This window comes from Leptothrix mechoopdaensis (SeqCode) (genome assembly GCF_053893855.1).
The window spans coordinates 2,196,416-2,219,283 of sequence record NZ_CM132699.1; the positions used below are offsets into that span (position 1 = coordinate 2,196,416).

The window sequence follows — 22,868 nt, forward strand, 5'->3', positions numbered from 1 at the left end:
TCCAGTTGGAAAGGCCGCGATCTTGCGAGCCCGACCGCGCCCTGTCGTCCGTACTTCCCACATCCGGCTAGCAGCCAGACCCATCGCCGACCATCGGGTGCAACCCGGACTGATCCAGCGCAAACCGGTTCAGGAACGGGGCGTCCGACCGGCCGCGTCAGACCCGTCGCACCCGCACCGAGTAGTCGCCCACGCCGCTGCGCTGGTTGTAGTGGCGCACCTGCACCCAGTAGCGGCCCGGCAGCAGGGCACGGGCGATGCGCGCGTTGCTGCCCAGGCCGGAATCGTCGTCCTCGGCGATCAGCGCGGTGGGCGAGCCCGGGCCGAACAGCTTCATCACCACGTCGGTCGGCCCCTGGGTGTCGATCACGTGGATGCCGGACTGCGCGACGGTGAAGGTGTAGAGGTCCTCCTCGCCGAACTTGCCGATCGACGCGGCGGTGCGCAGCCGCGCGTTGACCGTCAGCGCGACGGCCGACGCGACGGTCGGGCCCTGCGCCTTCGGGTACATGCGCGCGCCGGCGATGAAGGCCTTGTCGGTCGCCGACAGCACGTGGTTCGCGTGCGTGGCGATGCCGTTGGTGGTCCAGGAGGCCGGGAAGAAATACAACATGATCGAGTCGGGATCGAACTGCGTGCCGTTGATCTGGTCGGCCCGGTAGCGTTCGAGTACGTTGTGGCGCGTCGTCGCCTCGGACCAGTTGTTCGGCGGCCCGCCAAGCTCGCGGATCACCACCGCCTCGTTCCACTGGATGCCGCCGGCCGGGTTCTGGTGCTCGTGCGCCAGGCCGATCGCGTGGCCGAACTCGTGCGCGGCGGTGCCGCCGTCCTCGAAGCCGAGGTTCATCGTCGGCTGGTCGAACGGGATGCCGCGCGCGTCGGTGCCGATGTAGGACCAGGCGCCATCGTCGGGGTTGAAGGCGATGCGGATGTCGGCCTGCGGCGCGTCGTCGAACACGAAGCTCAGGTTGGCCACCGCCTGCCACCAGCCGGCCTGCGTCTGCGCGTTGGCCCGTTCGGCCGGCGTGCCGCCGATGAAGCGCACGTGCAGCGTCGAGCCGTTCATCCAGGTCTTGCCGATCGGCGATATGGCACGTGGGCGGCCGCCGACCTCGCGCGTGTTGGCAGGCACGAACAGCTCGCGCGGCAGGATGCGGTCGAAGCAGACATGGGGACGTGAGGTCATGGAGGGCTCCTGGGCGCGATGTGCGCCGATCTGGAAATCCCGATCTTGAACCGGCAGAGCGCGCAGCGCCAAGACCTTGTTCATGAATCTTTTGTTTGCAGCAAAAGACAAATGAATCAACAATCGAGGCTTCTGACGCCCAACACCGGACCTGCAAGATGCCCAAGAGCCTGCCCGTCGACCCCGCCCGGACCCGCGCCCCCGGTCAGCTGACCGCGCCGGTCATCCCCGTTCACGCCTACGCCCGCCCGCTGGCCGAGGAACGGGCCCGCCGGGGCGACGACGCGCTGCGCGAGGTGCTGCGCCACATGCTGGTCATCCGCGAGTTCGAGACCATGCTGGCGACCTTCAAGGCCAAGGGCGCCTATGCCGACATCGCCTACAACTACAAGGGCCCCGCCCACCTGTCGGTCGGCCAGGAAGGCGCCGCCGTCGGGCAGGCGCTCGGGCTGCAGGTGCAGGACCTGATCATGGGCAGCCACCGCAGCCACGGCGAGTTCATCGCCAAGGGGCTGGCGGCCATCGCCCGGCTGGATGCCGACACGCTGGACAGCGTCATGGCCGCCCACCAGGGCGGCGCGCTGCGGGCCAGCGTGCGCCGGCACCTGGGCGGCGAGACCCTGCGCGACGAGGCCGAGCACTTCCTGCTGCTGGGCCTGCTGGCCGAGATCTTCATGCGCGCCAACGGCTTCAACGGCGGCATGGGCGGCTCGATGCACGCCTTCTTCCCGCCCTTCGGCGCCTACCCGAACAACGCCATCGTCGGCGCGTCGGCCGGCATCGCCACCGGCGTCGCGCTGCGGCTGAAGCTGTCGGGACAAGCCGCCATCGCGGTCGCCAACGCGGGCGACGGCTCGACCGGCTGCGGCCCCGTCTGGGAGGCCATGAACTTCGCCGCCATGGCGCAATGCCGCAGCCTGTGGGATGCGCCGCAGCGCGGCGGCCTGCCGGTGCTGTTCTTCTTCTCGAACAACTTCTACGCGATGGGCGGCCAGACCGCCGGCGAGACGATGGGCTGGGACCGCCTGTCGCGCATCGGCGCGGGCATCAATGCCGAGGCGATGCACGCCGAGACGGTCGACGGCGTCAACCCGCTGGCGGTGGCCGACGCGGTCGAGCGCGCCCGCGCGAAGCTGGTCGCCGGCCAGGGCCCTGCGCTGCTGGACGTCGAGTGCTACCGCTACAGCGGCCACTCCACCAGCGATGCCAACGCCTACCGCACCAAGGAGGAACTGGCGGCCTGGGAAACGCACGACCCGATCGCGACCTACGCGGCGCAGCTGATCGCCGAGGGCCTGCTCGATGCCGACACGCTGGCCGCGATGAAGGCGCGCGTGGCGCAGACGATCCGGGCGGTGACGGCGGCGGCGGTCGACCCGCAGGTCTCGCCGCTGGTCGACATCCCGGCCGACCCGACACTGATCGGGCGGCTGATGTTCTCGGATGCGGTCACCGAACTGCCCGCGACACCGGCGCCGCTGCTGGCCCCGCTGGAGAGCTGCGCCCGGATCCGCCAGGACGCGAAGAAGGCCCGCTTCGGGCTCGATGCGGACGGCAAGAAGCTGTCGCCGATGCGCGCCATCACGCTGCGCGACGGGCTGTTCGAGGCGGTGCTGCACCACATGGTCCACGACGAGCGGCTGATCGCCTACGGCGAGGAGAACCGCGAGTGGGGCGGCGCCTTCGGCGTCTACAAGGGCCTGCACGAGGTGATGCCCTACCACCGGCTGTTCAACTCGCCGATCTCGGAGGCCGCGATCGTCGCCACGGCGGTCGGCCATGCGCTGGCCGGCGGGCGCTCGCTGGTCGAGCTGATGTATGCCGACTTCCTCGGCCGGGCCGGTGACGAGGTCTTCAACCAGATGGCCAAGTGGCACGCGATGTCGGCCGGCGCGCTGCGCCTGCCGGTGGTGCTGCGCTGTTCGGTGGGCAGCAAGTACGGCGCGCAGCACTCGCAGGACTGGACCGCGCTGGTCGCCCACATCCCCGGCCTGAAGGTGGTCTACCCGGCCACGCCGCACGACGCCAAGGGCCTGCTCGCGGCGGCGCTGGCGGGCGACGATCCGGTCGTGTTCTTCGAGAGCCAGCGCCTGTACGACACGGTCGAACAGTTCCGCCCCGACGGCGTGCCCAGCGCCTACTACACGCTGCCGCTGGGCCTGCCCGACATCAAGCGCGAGGGCTCGGACGTGACGGTGCTGACGATCGGCCCGTCGCTCTACCCCGCCATCGCCGCGGCCGATGAGCTGCAGCGCGACTTCGGCCTGTCAGCCGAGGTGATCGACGCCCGCACGCTGGTGCCGTTCGACTACGACACCGTGCTGGCCTCGGTGCGCAAGACGGGCCGGCTGCTGATCGTCTCGGAAGCCTCCGAGCGCGGCAGCTTCCCGATGACGCTGGCCGCCAACATCACGCGCTTCGCCTTCACCGACCTGAAGGCACCGCCGCGCGTGCTGGGCGCGCCCAACTGGATCGTGCCCGGCGCAGACATGGAGTCGACCTACTTCCCGCAGGCCGACGACATCGTCGACGTCGTCACCACCGAGCTGTTCCCCGGCCGTCGCACCACCCGCAAGGGCGTGCGCGACTGGGACGACCAGGCGCTGGCGCGGCGTGCGCTCTGAGCTCGCCTGAACGGCCCTTTTCACCCTTCTCAAGACCCTTCAAGGACACCCCATGGACACCCCCGTCGTCATGCCCCAGCTCGGCAACGAGATCGAGGAAGCGCTGATCCAGCAATGGCACAAGGCCGTCGGCGACACCGTCGCGGCCGGCGAGGCGCTGCTGACCATCGAGACGCCCAAGGTCACCATCGACATCGAGGCCCCGGTGGCCGGCGTGCTGAACGAGATCACCGTGCCGGTCGACGAACTGGCGCCGGTCGGCGCGACGCTCGGCGTCATCCGGGCCGACTGACGCGATGGCGTTGATCAAGCGACTCGGCGGCGACGCCTCGCCCACGGGCGGCGGCACGCTGCTGCTGCACGGCTATGGCTCGGACAGCCTGTCCTGGCTGCTGAACCAGCCCGCGCTGGAACCCCTTGGCGCGCTGCACGCGGTCGACCTGCCGGGGCATGGCAACGCCGATGCGGACGTGGGCGATGGCCGCATCGACACGCTGGCGCAGCGGGTCGCGCAGGCGCTCGATGCGGCCGGCCTGGCGCGTCTGGACGTGGTCGGCCATTCGCTCGGCGGCGCGGTCGCGATGCGGCTGGCGCAGCGTCGCCCGGACCTGGTCGGCTCGCTCGCGCTGATCGCCCCGGCCGGCCTGGGCCAGGGCGTCGATGCAGGCTTTTTGGATGCCTACCCGGAGCTGGACGACGCCGCTGCCGCCACCGCGCTGATGCAGCGCCTGGTGCTGCAGCCGCGCCTGATCGGCCGCGTGCTCGTCGCCCGCGTGCTGGCGCAACTGGCCGAACCCGGACGCCGCGACGCGCTGCGCCGCATCGCCCGGTCCCTGCGCGACGAGGCCGCCGCGATCGAGGCCGACGCCGAGGCCATCGGCCGCACCGATGCAGCCGCCCTGCCGCGCCTGGTGGTCTGGGGCGCGCGGGATGCCATCAACCCGCATGACGCCGATCGACTGGCCCGTTTCGGCGGCCAGACGCACGTGATCGACGAGGCCGGGCACCTGCCGCACATCGAGTCGGCCAAGGCCGTCAACGCCGCACTGGTCGACTTCCTGCAGGCCCGCGCGGCCGGGCGTGCAGGGCCCCCGGCATGACACGCCTGCGACGCGGCAACCCCGTCCCGCTGAGCGACACCGCCACGCTGCGCCTGCGCGCGGCGCGGCTGTACTACCACCACGGCCTGACTCAGAAGGACATCGCCGAACGCCTGGGCCTGGGCCGCAGCACGGTGGTGCGCATGCTCGAAGAGGCGCTGCGCCGGCAGGAGGTCCGCATCTGGATCGACGAGGGCGACGGCGAATGCATCGCGCTGGCGCTGCAGCTCGAACAGGCGCTGGGGCTGGACGAGGCGATCGTCGTGCCCGATGCGCCCGATCCAGCCGACACGTCCAGGGCCGTCGGCCTGGCGCTGGGTCAGTTCCTGTCCGAGGCGCTGGTCGACGGCATGACGATCGGCGTCGGCTGGGGCCGCACGCTGACCGCCTCGCTGGCCAGCTTCCGCCCGCCGCGCCACGAGGGCATGCAGGTGCTGTCGCTGCTGGGCGGCACGGTCGAGACCGAACACGCCAATCCGGTCGAGTTCGCCTGGCGCCTGAGCAGCCTGCTGGACGCCCGCTGCCACCTGTTCCCCGCGCCGGTGCTGGTCGACAGCCCGGCCACGCGCGCGCTGCTGATCGAACACGGCGGGCTGGCCGCGCTCTACCGCATGGCCGAGTCGCTCGACCTGGCCATCGTCAGCGTCGGCGACGTCGGCCCCGAAGCCACCGCGATGGGCAGCCAGCTCGTCACGCCACAAGAACGCGCCGAGCTGAGCGCAGCCGGTGCGGTTGCCGACGTGATGTGCAACTTCATCGATGAACACGGGCAAAGCGTCGATCACCCGGTCAACCAGCGCGTCATGTCGGTCGGCCTGGACGCGGTCTCGCACGCCCGCCACACCCTGATCGCCGCCGGCGGCGCCCACCGCGCCCGCGCCATCCTGGCCGCCCGTGCGCGGATCGGCTGCCATACGCTGGTGACGGATGAGGCGGCGGCGCGGGCGATGCTGGCGTTGAGCCGATGAGCCGATGTGCCGATGTGCCGATGTGCCGATGAGTTGAGCGCTTGACACGAGCCCGTCGGACACGGAACGTGTCCGACCTACCGGTGATCGAGGCCCGGCCCATCACCGCTCCTTCGACAGGACCCACGATGACCCCCACCCGCATCCGCCGACCCCAGGTCTGCATCCTCGGCAGTGCCGAGCCCGGCTCGAAGGCCTACGAGCTGGCCGGGCAGGCCGGCGAGCTGCTGGCGCGGCATGGCGTGACCGTCGTCAGCGGCTGCGGCAGCCCCGCCACGCGCGTGGCTGCCGAGCGGGCCGTGGCGGCGGGCGGGCTGGTGCTGAGCATCGTGCCGCCCGACGAGATGCCGCCCGCGGACTGGCCGGCCACTGTCGTCGTGCCCTGCGGCATGGGTGATGCGCGCAACCTGCTGATGGCGCTGTCGGGCGATGCCTGCCTGGTGATCGGCGGACGCGCCGGCACGATCTCCGAGGTCTGCCTGGCCTGGCTGCACCGCCGCCCGCTGCTGCCGCTGGTCGGCTGCGGGGGCTGGTCGAACGACCTGCCGACCCATCCGCCCGACGAACGCCAGAACTCGCCGATCCTGCCGTGGGCCGACATCGACGCGCTGGCGGCGCAGCTGCGCGGCCTGGGCCTGATCCCGGATCCTGGGGATGACAACACCCGCGCCGGCGCTTGAAATCGGCCCACACCGCGCCTCGCAGCAACACGGCGCTTGACCGAAAGGGACGACGATGGCCGAAGACACGAAGAAGCCCGGGCCTTGGGTCCAGCTCAAGGACCTGTCGTCCTTCCTGCGCGATGCCCTGCTGACGCTGGTGGTGCTGATCTGCATCGTCCACCCGAGCAGCATCAAGGCCTTCCTGACCGAGAGCGGCCTGAGCAAGCTCGGCGCCTTCGGCGTCACGGTCGAGCTCAAGGAGGAGAAGGAGAAGATCGAGGTCGCGCAGTCGAAGGTCAACGCGGCGGTCGTCGGTGATCCGGCCAGGACGTCCGACCAGCCCCCGCCCGAAGCCCAGAACAAGCCCGTCGACCCCGCCTTCAAGCAGGCCGTGCAGGAAGCCCGTAGGGTCGCGCCGCAGCTGCTGCCCGATTCGGGCTGGGTGTTCCTCGGCCGGGTCGACGCGGACCGCAAGCGCTGGGCCGACGGCGCCTCCACGACCACCACCGCCGCCTGGCCGGTGGCGCCCGACGATGTCCTGACCGTCAAGGACGACGTCTACGTGCGCGCCATCACCGGCGACAAGTGGCATTCGAAGGCGCCGGTCACGACGGTCGCGAAGATCGGCGACCGGCTCAAGGTCGTCGAGGTCGACTACACGGCGGCCAAGGCCGGCGGCGCCTTTGTCTGGGTCAAGGTGGCGATCCTGCCGGGCTGAGAAGGCGGGAAGTCACGCAGCGGCCCGGCAGCGGCCGGCCACGAGAATGAGCCGTCACGCCACGCCACGCCCGACGAGATGCGCCACCTTGCCGTCCTGCCCTCCACCCGTTTGCTCGTCCTGTTGCCCGTCCTGCTGCTCGCCCTGCTGAGCGCCTGGCCGGGCCCCGCGTCGGCCCAGATCCACCGCTGCATGATCGACGGCACCGTCACCTTCCAGCGCGTTCCCTGCCCGGTGAAGGACGCACGCCCCGCGCCGACGCCCAACGACCTCAACGCCAACCGGCCGCCCCCGGCCGATCCGGGCTCGCACCGCACCGGGAACTGGGGCAACAAGGCGACGGCCCCGGCGCCGGCCGCTGAACCCGCGAGACCGGCCGCAACGACAGCCGCAACGACAGCCGCAACGACAGCCGCACCGACAGCCGCACCGGCACCCACACCTGCACCCGCAGCCACAGGCAGCTACCGCTGCGACGGGCGCATCTACTGCTCGCAGATGACCTCCTGCGAGGAGGCCCGCTACTTCGTGGCGAACTGCCCCGGCGTCAAGATGGACGGCAACCGCGATGGCAACCCGTGCCAGCGCCAATGGTGCGGTCATTGAACGCGGCCACCGGCCATGACGGGCGGGTGGTGCGGTCGGGGCTAGCATCCCGCCCCTGATCCGCCCCCACCCGCCGTGCACCGACTCGACACCCGCATCCCCGCCCCGTTCATCGCCCTGGCCGCCGGCCTCGTGATGAAGGGATCGGCCGTGCTGGCCGGGCTGCGCATCGATCCGAGCGCGTGGCGCATGCATGTGGGCATTGCCCTGTCGCAGCTGAGCGCGCTGATCGCGGTGGCGGCGCTGGTGACGTTGTGGCGGTCGCGCACGACGATCAACCCGGTCCATCCGGAGCGGGCGCGGCGGCTGGTCACCGGCGGGATCTACCGGGTCTCGCGCAACCCGATGTACCTGAGCCTGCTGCTGCTGCTCTCGGCCTATGCGCTGCGCATCGACGCGTGGGCCGCGTGGCTCGGGCCGCTGGGCTTCTGGGCCTATGTGACGCGCTTCCAGATCCTGCCGGAGGAACGCGTGCTGGCCGACAAGTTCGGCCCCGACTACCGCCGCTACCGCGAACGCACCCGGCGCTGGCTTTGAGCCTGCACCGCAACCGACACCCTCTTCAGAAAGCCGATCCCATGGGACAAGCCCGCCAACGCGGCACGCTGGCACAGCGCCAGCAGGCCGCCATCGACCAGCAGCTCGCGCTGCGTCCGAAGTTCATCACCTGCAACCACTGCCAGGCCACGCTGACCGAGATGGCCGCCGTGGACGTGTCGAAGATGCCCGGCATCACCGCCGCCTTCGAGGCGAGCTGCGCAGCCTGCGGCCACGACACCTACGCGATCAAGGGCGAGCCCGAGGCGGTGGCCCGCCTGCACGCGCTGATCGAGCAGGCGGCTGGCGGGTCGTCCGGTGCCGGCGTGGTACCGGCTGCGAACAAGGGTTGAGACGGGCGGGCGCCAGACCCGCCTGACGGCCTCACAGCTGCACGATCTCACGGCCTCACGGCGTCAAGGCCGCTGCGTCGCGGCCCGCGCCAGCAGCGTCTGGCTGAAACGTTCGGGCGACCAGCCTTCGGCCAGCGCCTGGCGCATCAGCGCCTGCTGGCTCTGCGGGGCCAGACCGCCCAGCGGCGGGTCGAGGTCGAGGTTGGTCGGGAAGGCATAACCCTCGGCACAGGCGGCGATGGCGGCGTCGCAGCCGCGTTCATCGAGCCGGCCTTCGGCACGTTCGGCCTGCAGGGCCGGGTACAGCGCCAAGCTCATCGCGACGCGGTCGACGCTCTCCATCGCCCGGCCATAGGCCGACGAGACCTGCAGCAGGTTGCCGAGCCGGCGGATGTCGCTCGTGTGGTTGCTGCCGGCCGCGTGGATCAGCGCCGGGTTGAAGAACACCGCATCGCCGCGCTGCAGCGGCAGCTGCACATGGGCGCGGGCGAACAGCGCATCGAACTCGGGCCGGTGGGCGACCAGGTAGCCGGCCTCGTACTTGTGCGAATGCGGCAGCAGCAGCGTCGGGCCGCTGGCCAGCGGCATGTCGACATGGGCGACCGCGCCTTGCAGCGTCAGGGCCGGAGAGAGCCGATGAACACGGGCCGGAAAGGCCATCGCCTGCTGCGGCGTGCAGAAGCCGAGGTGGTAGTCGCGGTGCGGATCCTGCGCCGCGCCGCCCGGGTTGACGCAGTTGATCTGCGAGGTGACCTGGTAGGCGGGCCCGAGCCAGGCGGTGCAGACCGCCGCCAGCAGCGGGTTGGCGTAATAGCGCGCGAACAGCGCCGGCTCGCGCAGGCAGAGCTTCTGGGCGGCGTTCCAGACCCGGTCGTTGCTGCCGGCCTTGGCGAAGTGGTCACCGCCCCGGCTGGTCGCGCGTTCGTCGTCGATCAGGCGGTGGAAGGCGGCCGTGACGGCGTCGAGCAGCGGCCGGTCGTCCCAGGCACCCGCCAGCACCAGCACGCCGGCGCCGTCGGCGAAGACCTCGTGCCATTCGGCCATCAGCGCGCGGGCTGCGGCGGCATCGTCCAGCAGCGGGCACAACGCGGCGCTGTCGTAGACCGGCACGCCACGCGCCAGCTCGGCGGCGTGCGCCGGCTTCGGCGTGTCGCGGCCGGCGTCGAGGATGGCCTGCAGGTCGTCGACCCGGCAGGCTTCGGCATCGAGCCAGACGGGGGAAGTCGGTTGGGCGATGGTTCGGCTCATGCAGGTCTCCGGAGATGCGATCGAGTTCTTCGTGATGTCCGAAGCGTAGGCCGCGACGATCGTTCAGCGGGCCGCCGGATCCATCAGGAATCCATCAGGAATTCATCAACAATCCAGCCCATGAGCCGCCCTTTCCTCGTCAAGGACATCGCCCTGCAAGCGGGCGTCAGCACCGCCACGGTCGACCGCGTGCTGAACGGCCGGCCCCACGTGCGGGCACACATGGCGCGGCGGGTCGAACAGGCGATCGCCGCGCTGGAGCGGCAGCGCGGGCAGGTCGGCGTGGTCGGGCGCAAGTTCATGATCGACCTGGTGATGGAGACGCCCGAGCGCTTCGCCACCGAGGTCCGCGACGCCCTCGATGCCGAGATGGCCGCGCTGCGGCCGGTGCTGTTCCGGGCCCGCCACGAGACCCGCGAGGTCTGGTCGCCCGACGGCATCGTCGCGGCGCTCGACCGCATCGGCGAACGCGGCAGCCACGGCGTGCTGCTGAAGGCGCCGGACGTGCCGGCCGTCAACGCGGCGGTGGCTCGTCTCGTGAGCCTGGGCATCCCGGTGCTGACGGTGGCGACCGACCTGCCCGATTCGCGCCGGCTGGCCTATGTCGGGCTGGACCATGCGGTGGCCGGCGAGACGGCGGCCTGGCTGGTCGGCCAGTGGCTGGGCACGGCCCGCCGCGCCGCCGTGCTGGTGTCGATCAGCAGCGTGCGGTTCCAGGGCGAGGCCGTGCGCGGCGCGGCCTTCCGGCAGGCGCTGCAACGTGATCACCCGCGCCTGCGCATCGTCGAGGTCAGCGAAGGCCACGGCCTGCCCGACCGGACCGGCGCGCGGGTGCGGTCGCGGCTGCGAGCCGATGGCGAGATCTGCGCGGTCTATTCGGCCGGTGGCGCGAACACCGCGATCCTCGATTCCTTCGAGCAGGAAGGCCGTCGGCTGCGATGTTTCATCGGCCACGACCTCGACAGCGACAACGTCCGGCTGCTGCGCGAACGGCGCATCCATGCCGTCCTGCACCACGACCTGCGCCACGACATGCGGCGGGCCTGCCTGACCTTGCTGGCGGCCCACGGCGTGACGGGGCTGGAGGCGCCACCGGGCCTGTCACCGGTGCATGTGGTGACGCCGGCCAACCTGCCCGGCTGACGCGAGCGCGCCGGTCATGCGCCGGTCATGCGCCGGTCACGCGTCGGTCACGCGCCGGCCAGCACCTCGACCAGGTCGTCGTCGCCGCCGAACGCGCCCGAGCGGGTCCGGCACGGCACGCCGTCCCACACGCCGCCGACCAGCCGCGCCTGGCCCCAGCCGGCGCGTGACGGCGCCGGCATCGACCGCATCGCCTGCGCGCCGCTGGCCCGGCACAGCGCCAGCAGCGTGTCGCCGCCGACGACGACCAGCGCGGCCGGGCGCGGCAGGCCCCGCACCAGCGCCTCGGCATGGGCATCGAGGCGGCGTTGGGCCTCGTCGGGCGACAGCGTCTCTTGCGCGGCCAGGTCGAAACCGGCGCAGCGGCCAGTCGCGGCAAGGCCGATCAGGCCATCACGCTCGTCGATGCGGCCGGCGCGGGCCAGCGCCCAGTCCGGGCGAACCTGCGCGAGCCGGTCCCACTGGCGGCGCGAGACGGCGTGGTGGCTGGCGCTGACCAGCACCTGCGGGCCTTCGCGCGTGTCGCCAGCCGGCGGCGCGGCACCGATCGCCACGGGCAGATCGAGTGCGGCGACCAGCGCCTGCGCCAGCCCGGCACTGCCGACCCACAGCCAGCGCTCGTCCGGCCGCCCGGCCTGGCGCTGCAGCACGGCGCGAGCGACCTGGCGCAAGGCCGCGTCGTCGCGGACGTCGGGCAGCCAGATGCCGCTGTCGGACAAGGTCGGGCTGACAGCCCAGCCACGCGCGTGCATCGCCTCGTGCAGCGACACCGCCGTGGGCTCGACCCGGTCGGCGCCGGGCGGGCGGACCCAGAGCCGGCCGTCGCGGGTCTCGCGGCCCTGGCCCGGGAAGGCCGGTGCCAGCAGCACCCGCACGCCGCCCAGCGCGCGGGCGCAGCGGTCGATCTCGTCAAAGGTGTTGCCACGCAGCAGGCTGTCGACCTTCTTGAAAGGCCGCACGCCCGGCGCGCCGAACCAGGGCATGGCCGGCTGAAGCGCCTCGTCCAGCGCCCCGGGCGAGACGTCGCGGGTGGCGGTCGCCAGCACCTCGATCGGGCCCGGCGCAGCCCCGCCCGGCCGCCCGAGCCAGACCGGCACGCCGGCCCCGAAGGCGGCGGCGGTGTCGAGCGCGCCGGTCAGGTCGTCGGCCAGGACGCGCAGCGTCAACGCCGGCATGGCGCGATCGTGACGGTCAGCGACAGCGCGCGCAGGCGTTCCTCGTCGGCCGCGCCGATGCCGTCGTCGGTGATGACCTCGTGCAGCTCGCCCAGCGTGGCGACCTGCATGAAGGCGCGCGGGCGGAACTTCGACGAATCGACCAGCAGGCGCCGGGTCGTCGCCGCGGCCATCAGCGCGCGCTTGGTCGCGGCGACCTCGGCGGAGGTTTCCGACAACACGCCGTCGGTCAGCGCATGGGCGCCCATCAGCAGCACGTCGGCGCAGATCGTGCGCGCCTGTTCGACGAGGCTCTGGCCGGTCACCGTCGGGCTGCCCGGGCGCAGCACGCCGCCGAGCAGGTGGACCTGGATCTGCGCCGAGCTGCCCAGCAGCTGCGCGATCGTCAGGTCGTTGGTCACCGCGATCAGCGGGATGTTGCGGCGCAGGGCCGCGCGGGCGGCTTCGAGCACCGTGCTGCCGCTGTCGAAGATGACGCTCTGGCGCGGCAGCAGGGCCTCGGCGGCGATGCGGCCGATGGCCTCCTTCTCGCGCGGCGACAGCTCGGCGGCGGCGCCGGCATCGGGCTCGAAGGTGCTGTATTCCTGCTGGCGCAGCAGCGCGCCGCCGTGGGTGCGGTCGATCACGCCATCGGCAGCCAGGCCGTCGAGGTCGCGCCGCAGCGTCGAGACCGACACGCCCAGCGCCTGTTCGAGCTGCTGCAGCGTGACGGCGCCGTGGCGGCGCAGGAAATCGACGATGTGCTGGCGGCGCTGGGCGGGCAGCAGCGGGACGACGGTGGGGTCGTTCGACGGGAGTTCAGCGGGCGTGCTCATGGCGAAATCATGGCACAGCACCTGATCGGTTGTGAACTCTATTGACCGTTTGTGAAAGCTTATGGAATATTGCGACCCGTTCAGAGTCAGAAGACGCCACAAGAATCCACAGGCCGCCACACCGGCGACCTTCCTTCAACGGCCCACACAGGAGACAACGCCGTGCAACAACCGACCGAGACCCGTCCGTCCTTCCCCGGCCAGCGCCCCGCAGCCCGCCGCCGCTGGCTCGCCGCGATGGCCGGAGCCACGCTGGCCGGCCTGCTGGCGGGCACGGCGCTGCCGGTGGCGGCGCAAGGCTTCCCGACCAAGCAGATCACCTTCGTCGTGCCCTACCCGGCCGGCGGCGCCAACGACATGCTGGGCCGGCTGATCGGCCAGAAGATGAGCGAGGCGCTGGGCCAGACCGCGCTGGTCGACAACAAGCCCGGCGCCGCCGCGCTGCTGGGTGCCAACGCCGTGGCCAAGGCCGCACCGGACGGCTACACGCTGCTGATCGGCGGCCTGGCCACGCACGCGGCCAGCCCGCACCTGCTGAAGGCCGACTACGACCCGCTGAAGGACTTCGAGTCGATCGGCCTGATCGGCAGCGCGCCGATCATCGCGATCACCTCGCTGGAGTCGCCGTACAAGTCGCTCAAGGAAGTCGTCGATGCCGCCCGCAAGGACCCGCGCGGGGTGATGTACGGCTCGTCGGGCAACGGCTCGCCGCTGCACCTGGCCGGCGAGCTGTTCACGGCCAACGTCGGCGTCGAGATGACGCACGTGCCGTACAAGGGCGGCAACGCGCACATCATGGATCTCATCGGCGGACGCATCCCGGTGATCTTCGACACCGCCACCAACTCGATGCCGCTGCTCAAGGGCGGCAAGGTCCGCGCCCTGGCCATCGGCACGCCGGCCCGCGTGGCCGACCTGCCGGGCACACCGACCTTCGCCGAAGCCGGCTTCCCGCAGTTCCAGTTCACGGCCTGGTACGGCGTGTTCGCGCCGGCCAAGACGCCCAAGGACGTCGTCGCCAAGCTGTCGGGCGCGCTGTCGGCCGCGCTGAAGAATCCGGAGGTGATCAGCAAGCTCAACGGCGTCGGCCTGAGCGTCGCCAGCGGTGATTCGGCCGAACTCGCCAAGCTGGTGCCGGTCGAGTACGAACGCATCGGCAAGCTGATCAAGACGGCCAACATCAAGGCCGACTGATCCGCGCGCCTGGCGCTCGCCACGTCTCCTGACCCTGACCGGCCTGTGCGCCGGTCGATCCGAAAGCTGACCCATGCACGCACCCACCCGACTGGCCTTCACGATGGGCGATCCGGCCGGCATCGGCCCGGAAATCATCGCCCGGGCAACCCGCCGCATGGCCGGGCTGACCCGCGACGGCACGGCCGAGTTCGTCGTGCTGGGCAGCGGCGAGGCCCTGCGGCGCGCCGAACAGGCGCTCGGCCTGCCGGCCTGCGATGACGCCGGCCGGCCGTTCTACCGGCTGGTCGACGTCGGCCCGGTCGATGCGCCGGTGCCCGTCGGCCAGGTCAGCGCCGCCGGCGGCGAATGGGCCTACCGCGCGGTCGCGCGGGCCGCCGCGCTGGTGCAGGCCGGCGAGGCCGACGCGATCGTCACGGGGCCGCTGTCCAAGGAAGCGCTGCACCTGGCCGGCCACCTGTTCGAGGGCCACACCGAGCTGCTGGCCCACCTGACCGGCCAGCGCGACGCGGTGATGATGCTGGCCCACGGCGACCTGCGGGTCACGCACGTCACGACCCATTGCGCGCTGGCCGACGTGCCGCGCCGCATCACGCCGCAGCGGCTGCGACGCGTCTTCGACGTCACGCTCGATGCCCTGCACGCACTGGGCGTCCAAAACCCGCGCATCGGCGTGGCCGGCCTGAACCCGCATTGCGGCGAAGGCGGCATCCTGGGCACCGAGGACGACGCGATCGTCGCGCCGGTCGTGGCCGAGTACGCCGACCGCGGCATCAGCGGCCCGTGGCCCGGCGACACCATCTTCATCAAGCTGCGCGCGCAGCAGTTCGACGCGGTCGTGGCGATGTTCCACGACCAGGGCCACATCCCCATCAAGCTGCTGGGCTTCCATGTCGACCCGGCCACCGGCAAGTGGCAGGCGATCAGCGGCGTCAACATCACGCTGGGCCTGCCGATCCTGCGCACCTCGGTCGACCACGGCACCGCCTTCGACATCGCCGGCAAGGGCCTGGCCAACGAGGACAGCCTGGTCGAGGCGGCCGAATACGCGCTCAAGCTCGTCAGCGGCCAACGCCAGGCCGCCGCGCTGGAGGGCCGATGAACACGATGATCACGACGAACACGAGGAACGCGACAAACGCGCCCGCCGCAGCCGCCCGCACCGACGGCGTGCTGCGCCCGCATGCGGACGACGCTGCCCGGCTCGTGGCAGACCTGCCGGCGCCGTGCGTGCAGGCCCATGCCGCCAACCTGATGGTGCTGGGCGACGGCGCGCTGGGCTGCGTCTGGTTCGGCGGCTCGATGGAAGGCCGCTCGGACATCTCGGTCTACTTCTCACGCCTGGCGCCGGGCTCGTCGACCTGGAGCGCGCCGCAGCAGCTCTCGCACGACCCCGACCGCTCCGAGCAGAACCCCGTGCTGTTCCCGGCACCGGACGGCACCCTGTGGCTGCTGCACACCGCGCAGACCTCCGGCCACCAGGACACCGCCTTCGTGCGCTGCCGCGTCTCGCACGACCACGGCCTGAGCTGGGGCCCCGTGCGCACGCTGTTCGACGCGCCCGGAACCTTCGTGCGCCAGCCCGTGCAGGTGCAGCCCGACGGCGCCTGGCTGGTGCCGGTGTTCCGCTGCCGCACGCAGCCCGGGCTGGCCTGGGACGGTTCGCTCGACGATGCGGCCGTGATGCGCTCGACCGATCAAGGCCGGACCTGGCAGACCATCGCGGTGCCCGACAGCCTCGGCTGTGTCCACATGAACATCGTGCCGGCACGCGACGGGCACACGCTGCTGGCCTTCTTCCGCAGCCGCTGGGCCGACCATGTCTGGCGCACCGAGAGCCCGGACGGCGGCCTGAGCTGGCAGGCGCCGCGGCCGATCGGGCTGCCCAACAACAACTCGTCGATCCAGGCGACGCGGCTGCGCGACGGCCGGCTGGCGATGATCTTCAACGCCTCCAGCGCGGCCGATGCACACGAGCGGCGCGTGTCGCTGTATGACGAACTCGATGACGAAACCGACGGTGCGCCGACGCCGGCCGCGACCCCATCCGCGCCGCCCGAACGCCGCGCCTTCTGGGGCGCCCCGCGTGCGCCGCTGACGTTGGCCTTGTCCGATGACGACGGGCTGAGCTGGCCGCTGCAACGGCACCTGGAAACCGGCGACGGCTACTGCATGACCAACAACTCGGCCGACCGCCAGAACCGCGAGTACTCCTACCCGTCGATCCGCCAGACCGACGACGGCACGCTGCAGCTGGCCTACACGGTGTTCCGCCAGCACATCCGCCATGCGCGGGTGATGCCCGACTGGGTCGCCGCGCCGTCGACCGATGCCGGAGAAGGCCGATGAACACGAACGAAACGCCCGCCACGCTGCTGCAGGCCGGCCGGGTCGTGATCGGCCCGGGCTCGCTGGTCCAGCTGCCCGGCTTGCTGCGCGGCCTGCGCGGGGTTCAAGTCCGCCGCGCCCTGCTGGTCGTCAGCCGCAGCGTGCGGCGCGCCGGCCTGCTGGAGGCGACGCTGGCCGCGCTGGACGAGGCCGGCATCGCCCATGTCATCGTCGACGACACGCCGGCCGAGCCGGATGTGCAGGACGTCGAGCGCACCTTGGCTGCGTCGCGTGAGGCCGGTCCCTGCGATGCCGTGGTCGGCATCGGCGGCGGCAGCGTCATCGACGTCGCCAAGATCGCCGCCGTCGTGCTGGCTCATGACGTGAGCCTGCGCGACCTGCTCGCCAAGCGCGTGGCGGTGCCCGGCCGCGGCCTGCCCACGGTGATGGTGCCGACGACCTCCGGCACCGGCGCGGAGGCCACGCCCAACGCGATCGTGCTGGTGGCCGAGGACGCGCTGAAGGTCGGCATCGTCGACCCGCATCTGGTGCCGGATGCGGTGATCCTGGACGCCCGGCTGACGCTGGGCCTGCCGCCGGATGTCACCGCATCGACCGGCATGGATGCGCTGACCCACGCGATCGAGTGCGTCTGCTCGCGCAAGGGCAACGTCTTCAGCGAGCTCTACGGGCTGGAGGCGATCCGCCTGATCGGCCGCAGCATCCGCCGCGCCGTGGCCGATGGCCGCGACGAACAGGCCCGTGCCGACATGCTGCTGGGCGCCTACTACGGCGGCGTCTGCATCGCCACGTCCAGCACGACGGCGGTGCATGCGCTGGCCTATCCGCTGGGCGGCACCTATCGCATGGCGCACGGGCTGTCCAACGCGATCCTGCTGCCGTCGGTGATGGCCTGGAACCGCATCGGCCAGCAGGCCCGCTTCGCGGCAATGGCCCGCGCGATGGGCGTGCCGGTCGACGGTCTGGACGACGAGGCCGCCTCGCTCGCCTTCGTCGACGCGCTGCGCCAGCTCAATGCCGACCTGGGCGTGCCGGCCGACCTGCGCGGCCTGGGCATCGGTGCGGCCGACCTGGACGCGCTGGTCGAGGGCGCGGCCAAGGTCACCCGTCTGCTCGACAACAACCCCCGGCCGATGACGCGCGACGACCTGCGCGCGATCTACGCCGAGCTGATCCGATGACCCGCATCCCACCCGAGGCGACGCCATGAACTCCCTGCCCGTCAACACCTTCAAGCAGGCGCTCGCCCGCCAGCAGCGCACCATCGGCCTGTGGGTCACGTTTGCCCACCAGCCGATTGCCGAGGTGCTGGCCGATGCCGGCTTCGACTGGCTGCTGTTCGACATGGAACACAGCCCCACCGACCTGCACGACGTCGGAGCGCAGCTGCTGGCGGTGCGCGGCCGGCCGGTCGCGCCGATCGTGCGCATCCCGATCCACGACATGGCCTGGACCAAGCGCGCGCTCGATGCCGGCGCGCCCAACATCATGGTGCCCAACGTGCGCACGGCGGCCGAGGCGCGCGAGGCTGTCGCCTGGACCCGCTTCGCACCCGAGGGCCTGCGCGGCGTCGCCGGCAGCACGCGGGCGGGCAACTACACCCGCTACAAGGACTACATGGCGCGCGCCAACGACGAGATCGGCGTGATCGTGCAGATCGAGTCGCAGCAGGCGCTCGACGAGCTCGACGCGATCTGCCGCGTCGATGGCGTCGATGCCGTGTTCATCGGCCCTTCCGACCTGGCCGCCAGCCTGGGCCACCGCGGCGCGTCGGGGCATCCGGACGTGCAGGCGGCCATCCGCGCCGCCATCGCAACCGCCCGCGCCGCCGGCAAGTCGGTCGGCATCCTGGCGGCCGACGGCAAGGCCGAGCACTACCTCGAAGCCGGCGCCACGATGGTCGGCGTCGGCACCGACCTCCACCTCCTGATCGCCGGCGCGGACGCGGTGGCGCAGCGGTATCGGGTGGGGTGAGGCCACGGACGCGAGACCCGCAGATTCATCGGGCACGAGCCCGTCGGACACCGGAGGTGTCCGACCTACCGAAACACCCTTCAATGGCCGATGTCCCAGCGGTATCCAACCGGTTCTGGCGGCGTCCTGTCGGGCGCCCGAACATGAACGCACCCGCCGCCTTCGTGCCCAACCCACCGACCCGGTAGGTCGGACACCTCCGGTGTCCGACGGGCTCGCGCCAGATGCGCCTGGGCCCGTCGCCCACCGCCCCGATCGCTCAATACTGCAACGTCGCAACCGCCCTCAGCTCCTCGGGCGTCGTGCTCGGGAAGCCGAAGAATTCGAGGTAGGCGGGGATCTGCTCGAACAGCATGTCCGAGCCGATCTGGTAGGGGCAGCCGCGGGCGGCGGCGGCGCTGAGGAAGGCGGTCATCTCGGTCTTCATGACGACCTCGCCGACGAAGGTGGTCGGGGCGATGCGCGAGACGTCCATCGGCATCGGGTCGCCCTCGTTCATGCCCATCGGCGTGGCGTTGACGACGACGTCGTGGCCGGCCGGGTCGTGGCTGCCGGTGACGACCTGGAGCTGCGGGTAATGCGCCTGCAGACGCGCGCCCAGCGCGTCGGCCGATTCGGCGCGGGCGTCGAACAGCGTGATCGCGGCGACGCCGGCGGCGGCCAGCGAAGCGGCGATCGCCGAGCCCACGCCGCCGCAGCCGACCACCAGCACGCGCGCGCCCTTGAGTACGCGGCCCTTGCGCAGCACGCCGCGCACGAAGCCTTCGCCGTCGAACATGTCGCCCTGCAGCCGGCCGTCCGGCAGGCGGCGCACCGCGTTGCAGGCGCCGGCAATCGCGGCGGTCGGCAGCACCTCGTCGATCAGCGACGTGGTGACGACCTTGTGCGGCATCGTGATCAGCGCGCCGCGGATGTTGGCGAGCTGGAAGACCGACCGCAGGAAGGTCGCGTAGTCGTCGCTGCGGCAGCCCATCGGCACGACGATGGCGTTGACACCGGCCTTCTGGAACCACGGGTTGTAGATCATCGGCGCCTTGAAGGCATGGGTCGGGAAGCCGATGTGGGCGACGATCTCGGTGTGGCCGTTGATGATCATGTGCTTGCTCCTGGGTAGCCGTACGGGTCGGCGCGATCGCGCCATTGCGCCATGGCCGCGAGCCGGAACGGTGCGTTGGCGGTGCCGTAGCCGGCATAGCCGCCACGCCGCTCCACCAGCTCGAAATGGAACCGTTCCTCGAACGGCAGCAGGTAGAGCTGCAGGAACTCGGCCCCGCCGGGCTCGCGGTCGTAGAGGATGCCCAGCTCGCGCATCGCGGCGAGCAGGCCGGGTTCGACGTCGTGCTTGGCCAGCACGTCGTCGTAGTAGTTGTCGGGGATCGGCAGCAGCGGCGCGCCCAGCGCCTTCAGGCGGCGCGCGGTGGCGACCAGGTCGGGCACCGCGATGGCGATCTGCTGCAGGCCGGCGCCACGCTGGCGCGAGACGCTGCGGGCGACCGAGGTGTTCTCGCGTTCGGACACCGTCACCGCCAGCCGCACCGCCTTGTCGGCCGACTCGATCTCGCGGCTGCGGATCACGCCGTAGGGGTCGTGCAGCACGACGTTGCGCTCGGGCACCAGGCCCAGCACGGCGCGGCTGAACAGCGTCCAGGGCTCGACCTGGCCGGCCGGCACGGCCTGCACCAGGTGGTCGACGCTGGCACCAGCGCCAAAGGCTCCGGCGACGTCGGCGGCGGGGTCGAGGATGAAGTCGGCCTCGAACGGATGGCGACCGTCCTGCGGCGAGCCGCAGAAGTAGATCAGGCTGCCGTCGGGCGCCCGCACGGCCGGGATCGCCATCTCGTTCTGGCCGATGCGGCCGATGGCGCGCGGGCACAGCAGTGCCTCGGCACGGGCCACCGCGACGGACGGATCGGCACCGGCCAGCGCGACCGCGCAGACCGACGGGCCGTGCATCTCGAAGTGGCTGCGGGCGAACGAATCGGCTTCGAGGTTCAGCACGATGCGGACCTCGCCCTGGCCGTACAGCTCGACCTGCTTGGAGCGGTGCAGGCCCATGCGCACGAAGCCGGCACGGGCCAACCACTGCGCCAGCACGCTGCCGGCGGCCGGGTCGACGGCGAACTCGATGAAGGACCAGCCGTCGAGCCGGGCCGGCGGCGGCGGATCGAACAGCGGCACCTTGTAGGGCGGCGGCGGCACGGCATCGGCGGCGCGGTCCAGCCGCACCTGCTCTTCGAGCCACAGCAGCGAACGCATCGCGTCGACCGCGTTGGAGCGGGCCGGCGCGGCGCGGAACTCGTCGTTGAAGATCTCCAGCGACAGCGGCCCGTTGTAGCCGGCGTCAAGCGCGGCACGGGTGAAGCGCGCGACCTCCATCTCGCCCTGGCCGGGAAAGCAGCGGTAGTGGCGGCTGTGGGTCAGCACGTCGGTGTTGACCCACGGTGCATCGGCCAGCTGGACGAAGAAGATCTTGTCGCCCGGCAGTCGGGCGATGCCGCTCGGGTCATCGCGCAGCGACAGGGTGTGGAAGCTGTCGAGCGCCAGCCCGAGGTGCGGATGGTCGACGCGGCGGACGATCTCCCAGGCCTGCGACCACAGCTTCACCTGGCTGCCCCAGGCCAGTGCCTCGTAGGCGACGCGCATGCCGCGCCGGGCGGCCCGTTCGGCCAGCTGCGCGAACTGTTCGGCCAGCACGGCCGGATCGGCCACGGCGTCGGGCTGCACGTTCGAGCAGACCAGGATCATCTGCGTGCCGAGTTCCTGCATCAGGTCGAACTTGCGTTCGGCGCGTTCGAGGTTGCGGGCCAGCTGCGCGGCGCTCGGCGCATCGAAATCGCGGAAGGGCTGGAACAGGTCGATCGACAGGCCCAGGTCCTCGCAGATCGTGCGCACGTCCTTGGGCGAACCGGGGAACTGCAGCAGGTCGTTCTCGAAGATCTCGACGCCGTCGAAACGCGCGGCGGCCGCGGCCTGCAGCTTCTCGCGCAGCATGCCGGACAGGGAGACGGTCGCGATACCGCGTCGCATGGGGTGTACTCGTGGGGACGGATCCGCACCGGGCGGGCGCGTGGCGCGCTCACCCGATGGCGTCGGATCCGGAGGGGAGGAAGACGGGCCGCGCGTCGCGTCAGGACGGCGCGAGACGGCCCGCGTCGATCACTTGCGCAGGGCGGCCAGGGCGGCCTGCACCTCGGCCACGACCGGGCCGGCCGAGGCGCTGTGCTTGTCGATCACCGGCTTCATCTTCTCGCGCAGCTTGGCCACTTCGGCCGGCGGCAGCGTCGAGACGGTCATGCCGTTCTTCTTCAGCAGCTCGAGGTTGTTGGCCAGCGCGGCGCGCGAGGCCTCGCGCTGGGCCTTGACGGCCTCGTCGGCGGAGTCGTCGATGATCTTGCGTTCGGTGGCGCTCAGCTGGTCCCAGACCTTCTTGCTGAAGATGACCGACTGCGGGTTGTACTGGTGGTTGGTCAGCGCGACATGCTTCTGGACTTCCCAGAACTTGTTGGCCGCGATCACCGAGATCGGGTTCTCCTGGCCGTCGATCGCGCCCTGCTCCAGCGCGGCGTAGACCTCGGGGAACGGCATCGGCGTGGGGTTGGCGCCCAGCGCCTTGACCCAGTCGACGTTGATGGCGTTGGGGATCACGCGCAGCTTCAGGCCGGCGATGTCGTCGACCTTGGTGATCGCGCGCTTGCCGGTGGTGATGTTGCGGAAGCCCAGCTCCCAGTAGGACAGGCCGACGATGCCCTTGTCGGCCAGCGCCGCGTGCATCTTCTGGCCGATCGGGCCGTCGGCAATGGCGTCGGCTTCCTTCTCGTTGTTGAACAGGAAGGGGAAGTCGAAGATCTCGAGCGCCTTGACCTCGCTGGCCAGGATGCCGGAGTTCATGACGGCCATCTCCACCGTGCCGCCCTTGACGGCCGACAGCGTCGCCTGGTCGCTGCCCAGCGTGCCGTTCAGGAACAGCTGGACCTTGATCTTGCCGCCCGACTTGGCCTCGACCGACGCCTGGAACTTCTTCATGCCGGCGACGGCGGGGTGGCCTTCAGGGCCGTTCAGGCCGAACTTGAGCGTGCGCTCGCGGATCTCCTGGGCCGAGACGGCGCCGACGGCGGCCAGGGCCACGCTGGCCAGCAGGGTCTTGAGGAACAGTCGCTTCATGGTTTGTCTCCGTGGAAGGGAACGTGGGTCGGTGGGGGGAACGGGAACTGGATGC

General features: G+C 71.4%; 22 protein-coding genes. 15 read left to right on the plus strand and 7 right to left on the minus strand.

Annotated elements, in window-relative coordinates; genetic code table 11:
* Window positions 1–157: 157 nt before the first annotated feature.
* Window positions 158–1,186 (minus strand): M12 family metallopeptidase, encoded by a 1,029-nt coding sequence (locus tag ACWA7K_RS09675; protein ID WP_456167980.1) that lies wholly within the window; start codon window positions 1,184–1,186, stop codon window positions 158–160.
* A 158-nt stretch (window positions 1,187–1,344) separates the two neighbouring features.
* Between ACWA7K_RS09675 and ACWA7K_RS09680 the strand changes: the two genes are divergently transcribed.
* The 9 genes from ACWA7K_RS09680 to ACWA7K_RS09720 all read left to right on the plus strand — a co-directional run bounded on the left by ACWA7K_RS09680 (window position 1,345) and on the right by ACWA7K_RS09720 (window position 8,754).
* A complete protein-coding gene (locus ACWA7K_RS09680) occupies window positions 1,345–3,810 on the plus strand; it encodes an alpha-ketoacid dehydrogenase subunit alpha/beta (RefSeq protein ID WP_456167982.1) in 2,466 nt (821 codons plus the stop codon).
* Between the two features lie 52 nt (window positions 3,811–3,862).
* On the plus strand, window positions 3,863–4,102 hold the full coding sequence (locus ACWA7K_RS09685) for a lipoyl domain-containing protein (protein ID WP_456167984.1): 240 nt from the start codon (window positions 3,863–3,865) through the stop codon (window positions 4,100–4,102).
* 4 nt (window positions 4,103–4,106) lie between these two features.
* Window positions 4,107–4,910 carry an alpha/beta fold hydrolase gene (locus tag ACWA7K_RS09690; RefSeq protein WP_456167986.1) on the plus strand — a complete coding sequence of 268 codons (804 nt, stop codon included), beginning with the start codon at window positions 4,107–4,109 and terminating at the stop codon, window positions 4,908–4,910.
* A complete protein-coding gene (locus tag ACWA7K_RS09695; protein ID WP_456167988.1) occupies window positions 4,907–5,878 on the plus strand; it encodes a sugar-binding transcriptional regulator in 972 nt (323 codons plus the stop codon). Before ACWA7K_RS09690 ends, ACWA7K_RS09695 begins: the two co-directional genes overlap by 4 nt.
* Before the next feature lie 128 nt (window positions 5,879–6,006).
* Window positions 6,007–6,558, plus strand: a complete 552-nt coding sequence (locus ACWA7K_RS09700; RefSeq protein WP_456167990.1) for an SLOG cluster 4 domain-containing protein — start codon at window positions 6,007–6,009, stop codon at window positions 6,556–6,558.
* 55 nt (window positions 6,559–6,613) lie between these two features.
* Window positions 6,614–7,258 carry a hypothetical protein gene (locus ACWA7K_RS09705; protein ID WP_456167992.1) on the plus strand — a complete coding sequence of 215 codons (645 nt, stop codon included), beginning with the start codon at window positions 6,614–6,616 and terminating at the stop codon, window positions 7,256–7,258.
* A 78-nt stretch (window positions 7,259–7,336) separates the two neighbouring features.
* Window positions 7,337–7,864: an excalibur calcium-binding domain-containing protein gene (locus ACWA7K_RS09710; protein WP_456167994.1), complete on the plus strand. Its 528-nt coding sequence runs from the start codon at window positions 7,337–7,339 to the stop codon at window positions 7,862–7,864.
* 75 nt (window positions 7,865–7,939) lie between these two features.
* Window positions 7,940–8,401, plus strand: a complete 462-nt coding sequence (locus ACWA7K_RS09715; protein WP_456167996.1) for a methyltransferase family protein — start codon at window positions 7,940–7,942, stop codon at window positions 8,399–8,401.
* Window positions 8,402–8,442: 41 nt separating this feature from the next.
* Entirely contained in the window at window positions 8,443–8,754 is a 312-nt protein-coding gene (locus ACWA7K_RS09720; RefSeq protein WP_456167998.1) for a hypothetical protein, read from the plus strand.
* 63 nt (window positions 8,755–8,817) lie between these two features.
* On the opposite strand, the gene ACWA7K_RS09725 is transcribed toward ACWA7K_RS09720, so the two are convergent.
* On the minus strand, window positions 8,818–10,002 hold the full coding sequence (locus tag ACWA7K_RS09725; RefSeq protein WP_456168000.1) for a phytanoyl-CoA dioxygenase family protein: 1,185 nt from the start codon (window positions 10,000–10,002) through the stop codon (window positions 8,818–8,820).
* A gap of 120 nt (window positions 10,003–10,122) precedes the next feature.
* Here ACWA7K_RS09725 and ACWA7K_RS09730 point away from each other — a divergent pair, with 120 nt between their 5' ends.
* On the plus strand, window positions 10,123–11,145 hold the full coding sequence (locus ACWA7K_RS09730) for a LacI family DNA-binding transcriptional regulator (protein ID WP_456168002.1): 1,023 nt from the start codon (window positions 10,123–10,125) through the stop codon (window positions 11,143–11,145).
* 47 nt (window positions 11,146–11,192) lie between these two features.
* Here ACWA7K_RS09730 and ACWA7K_RS09735 read toward each other — a convergent pair whose 3' ends face one another.
* Complete coding sequence (locus ACWA7K_RS09735) at window positions 11,193–12,320, minus strand: four-carbon acid sugar kinase family protein (RefSeq protein WP_456168004.1); 1,128 nt, start codon at window positions 12,318–12,320, stop codon at window positions 11,193–11,195.
* Window positions 12,308–13,135 carry a DeoR/GlpR family DNA-binding transcription regulator gene (locus ACWA7K_RS09740; RefSeq protein ID WP_456168006.1) on the minus strand — a complete coding sequence of 276 codons (828 nt, stop codon included), beginning with the start codon at window positions 13,133–13,135 and terminating at the stop codon, window positions 12,308–12,310. The genes ACWA7K_RS09735 and ACWA7K_RS09740 overlap by 13 nt, the downstream gene beginning before the upstream one ends.
* 162 nt (window positions 13,136–13,297) lie before the next feature.
* Here ACWA7K_RS09740 and ACWA7K_RS09745 point away from each other — a divergent pair, with 162 nt between their 5' ends.
* The 5 genes from ACWA7K_RS09745 (at window position 13,298) to ACWA7K_RS09765 (ending at window position 18,652) form a co-directional block, all read left to right on the plus strand.
* A complete protein-coding gene (locus tag ACWA7K_RS09745; RefSeq protein ID WP_456168008.1) occupies window positions 13,298–14,329 on the plus strand; it encodes a Bug family tripartite tricarboxylate transporter substrate binding protein in 1,032 nt (343 codons plus the stop codon).
* Between the two features lie 73 nt (window positions 14,330–14,402).
* Window positions 14,403–15,431: a 4-hydroxythreonine-4-phosphate dehydrogenase PdxA gene (gene pdxA, locus ACWA7K_RS09750; protein ID WP_456168010.1), complete on the plus strand. Its 1,029-nt coding sequence runs from the start codon at window positions 14,403–14,405 to the stop codon at window positions 15,429–15,431.
* A 5-nt stretch (window positions 15,432–15,436) separates the two neighbouring features.
* Entirely contained in the window at window positions 15,437–16,678 is a 1,242-nt protein-coding gene (locus ACWA7K_RS09755; RefSeq protein WP_456168756.1) for a sialidase family protein, read from the plus strand.
* A complete protein-coding gene (locus ACWA7K_RS09760) occupies window positions 16,675–17,859 on the plus strand; it encodes an iron-containing alcohol dehydrogenase (protein ID WP_456168012.1) in 1,185 nt (394 codons plus the stop codon). Before ACWA7K_RS09755 ends, ACWA7K_RS09760 begins: the two co-directional genes overlap by 4 nt.
* 25 nt (window positions 17,860–17,884) lie before the next feature.
* Window positions 17,885–18,652, plus strand: a complete 768-nt coding sequence (locus ACWA7K_RS09765; protein WP_456168014.1) for an HpcH/HpaI aldolase family protein — start codon at window positions 17,885–17,887, stop codon at window positions 18,650–18,652.
* A 259-nt stretch (window positions 18,653–18,911) separates the two neighbouring features.
* Here ACWA7K_RS09765 and ACWA7K_RS09770 read toward each other — a convergent pair whose 3' ends face one another.
* The 3 genes from ACWA7K_RS09770 to ACWA7K_RS09780 form a co-directional block, all read right to left on the minus strand.
* On the minus strand, window positions 18,912–19,745 hold the full coding sequence (locus tag ACWA7K_RS09770) for a shikimate dehydrogenase family protein (RefSeq protein WP_456168758.1): 834 nt from the start codon (window positions 19,743–19,745) through the stop codon (window positions 18,912–18,914).
* Entirely contained in the window at window positions 19,745–21,679 is a 1,935-nt protein-coding gene (locus ACWA7K_RS09775; protein ID WP_456168016.1) for a bifunctional sugar phosphate isomerase/epimerase/4-hydroxyphenylpyruvate dioxygenase family protein, read from the minus strand. The genes ACWA7K_RS09770 and ACWA7K_RS09775 overlap by 1 nt, the downstream gene beginning before the upstream one ends.
* A 129-nt stretch (window positions 21,680–21,808) precedes the next feature.
* Window positions 21,809–22,813: a TRAP transporter substrate-binding protein gene (locus tag ACWA7K_RS09780; RefSeq protein WP_456168018.1), complete on the minus strand. Its 1,005-nt coding sequence runs from the start codon at window positions 22,811–22,813 to the stop codon at window positions 21,809–21,811.
* Window positions 22,814–22,868 lie beyond the last annotated feature (55 nt).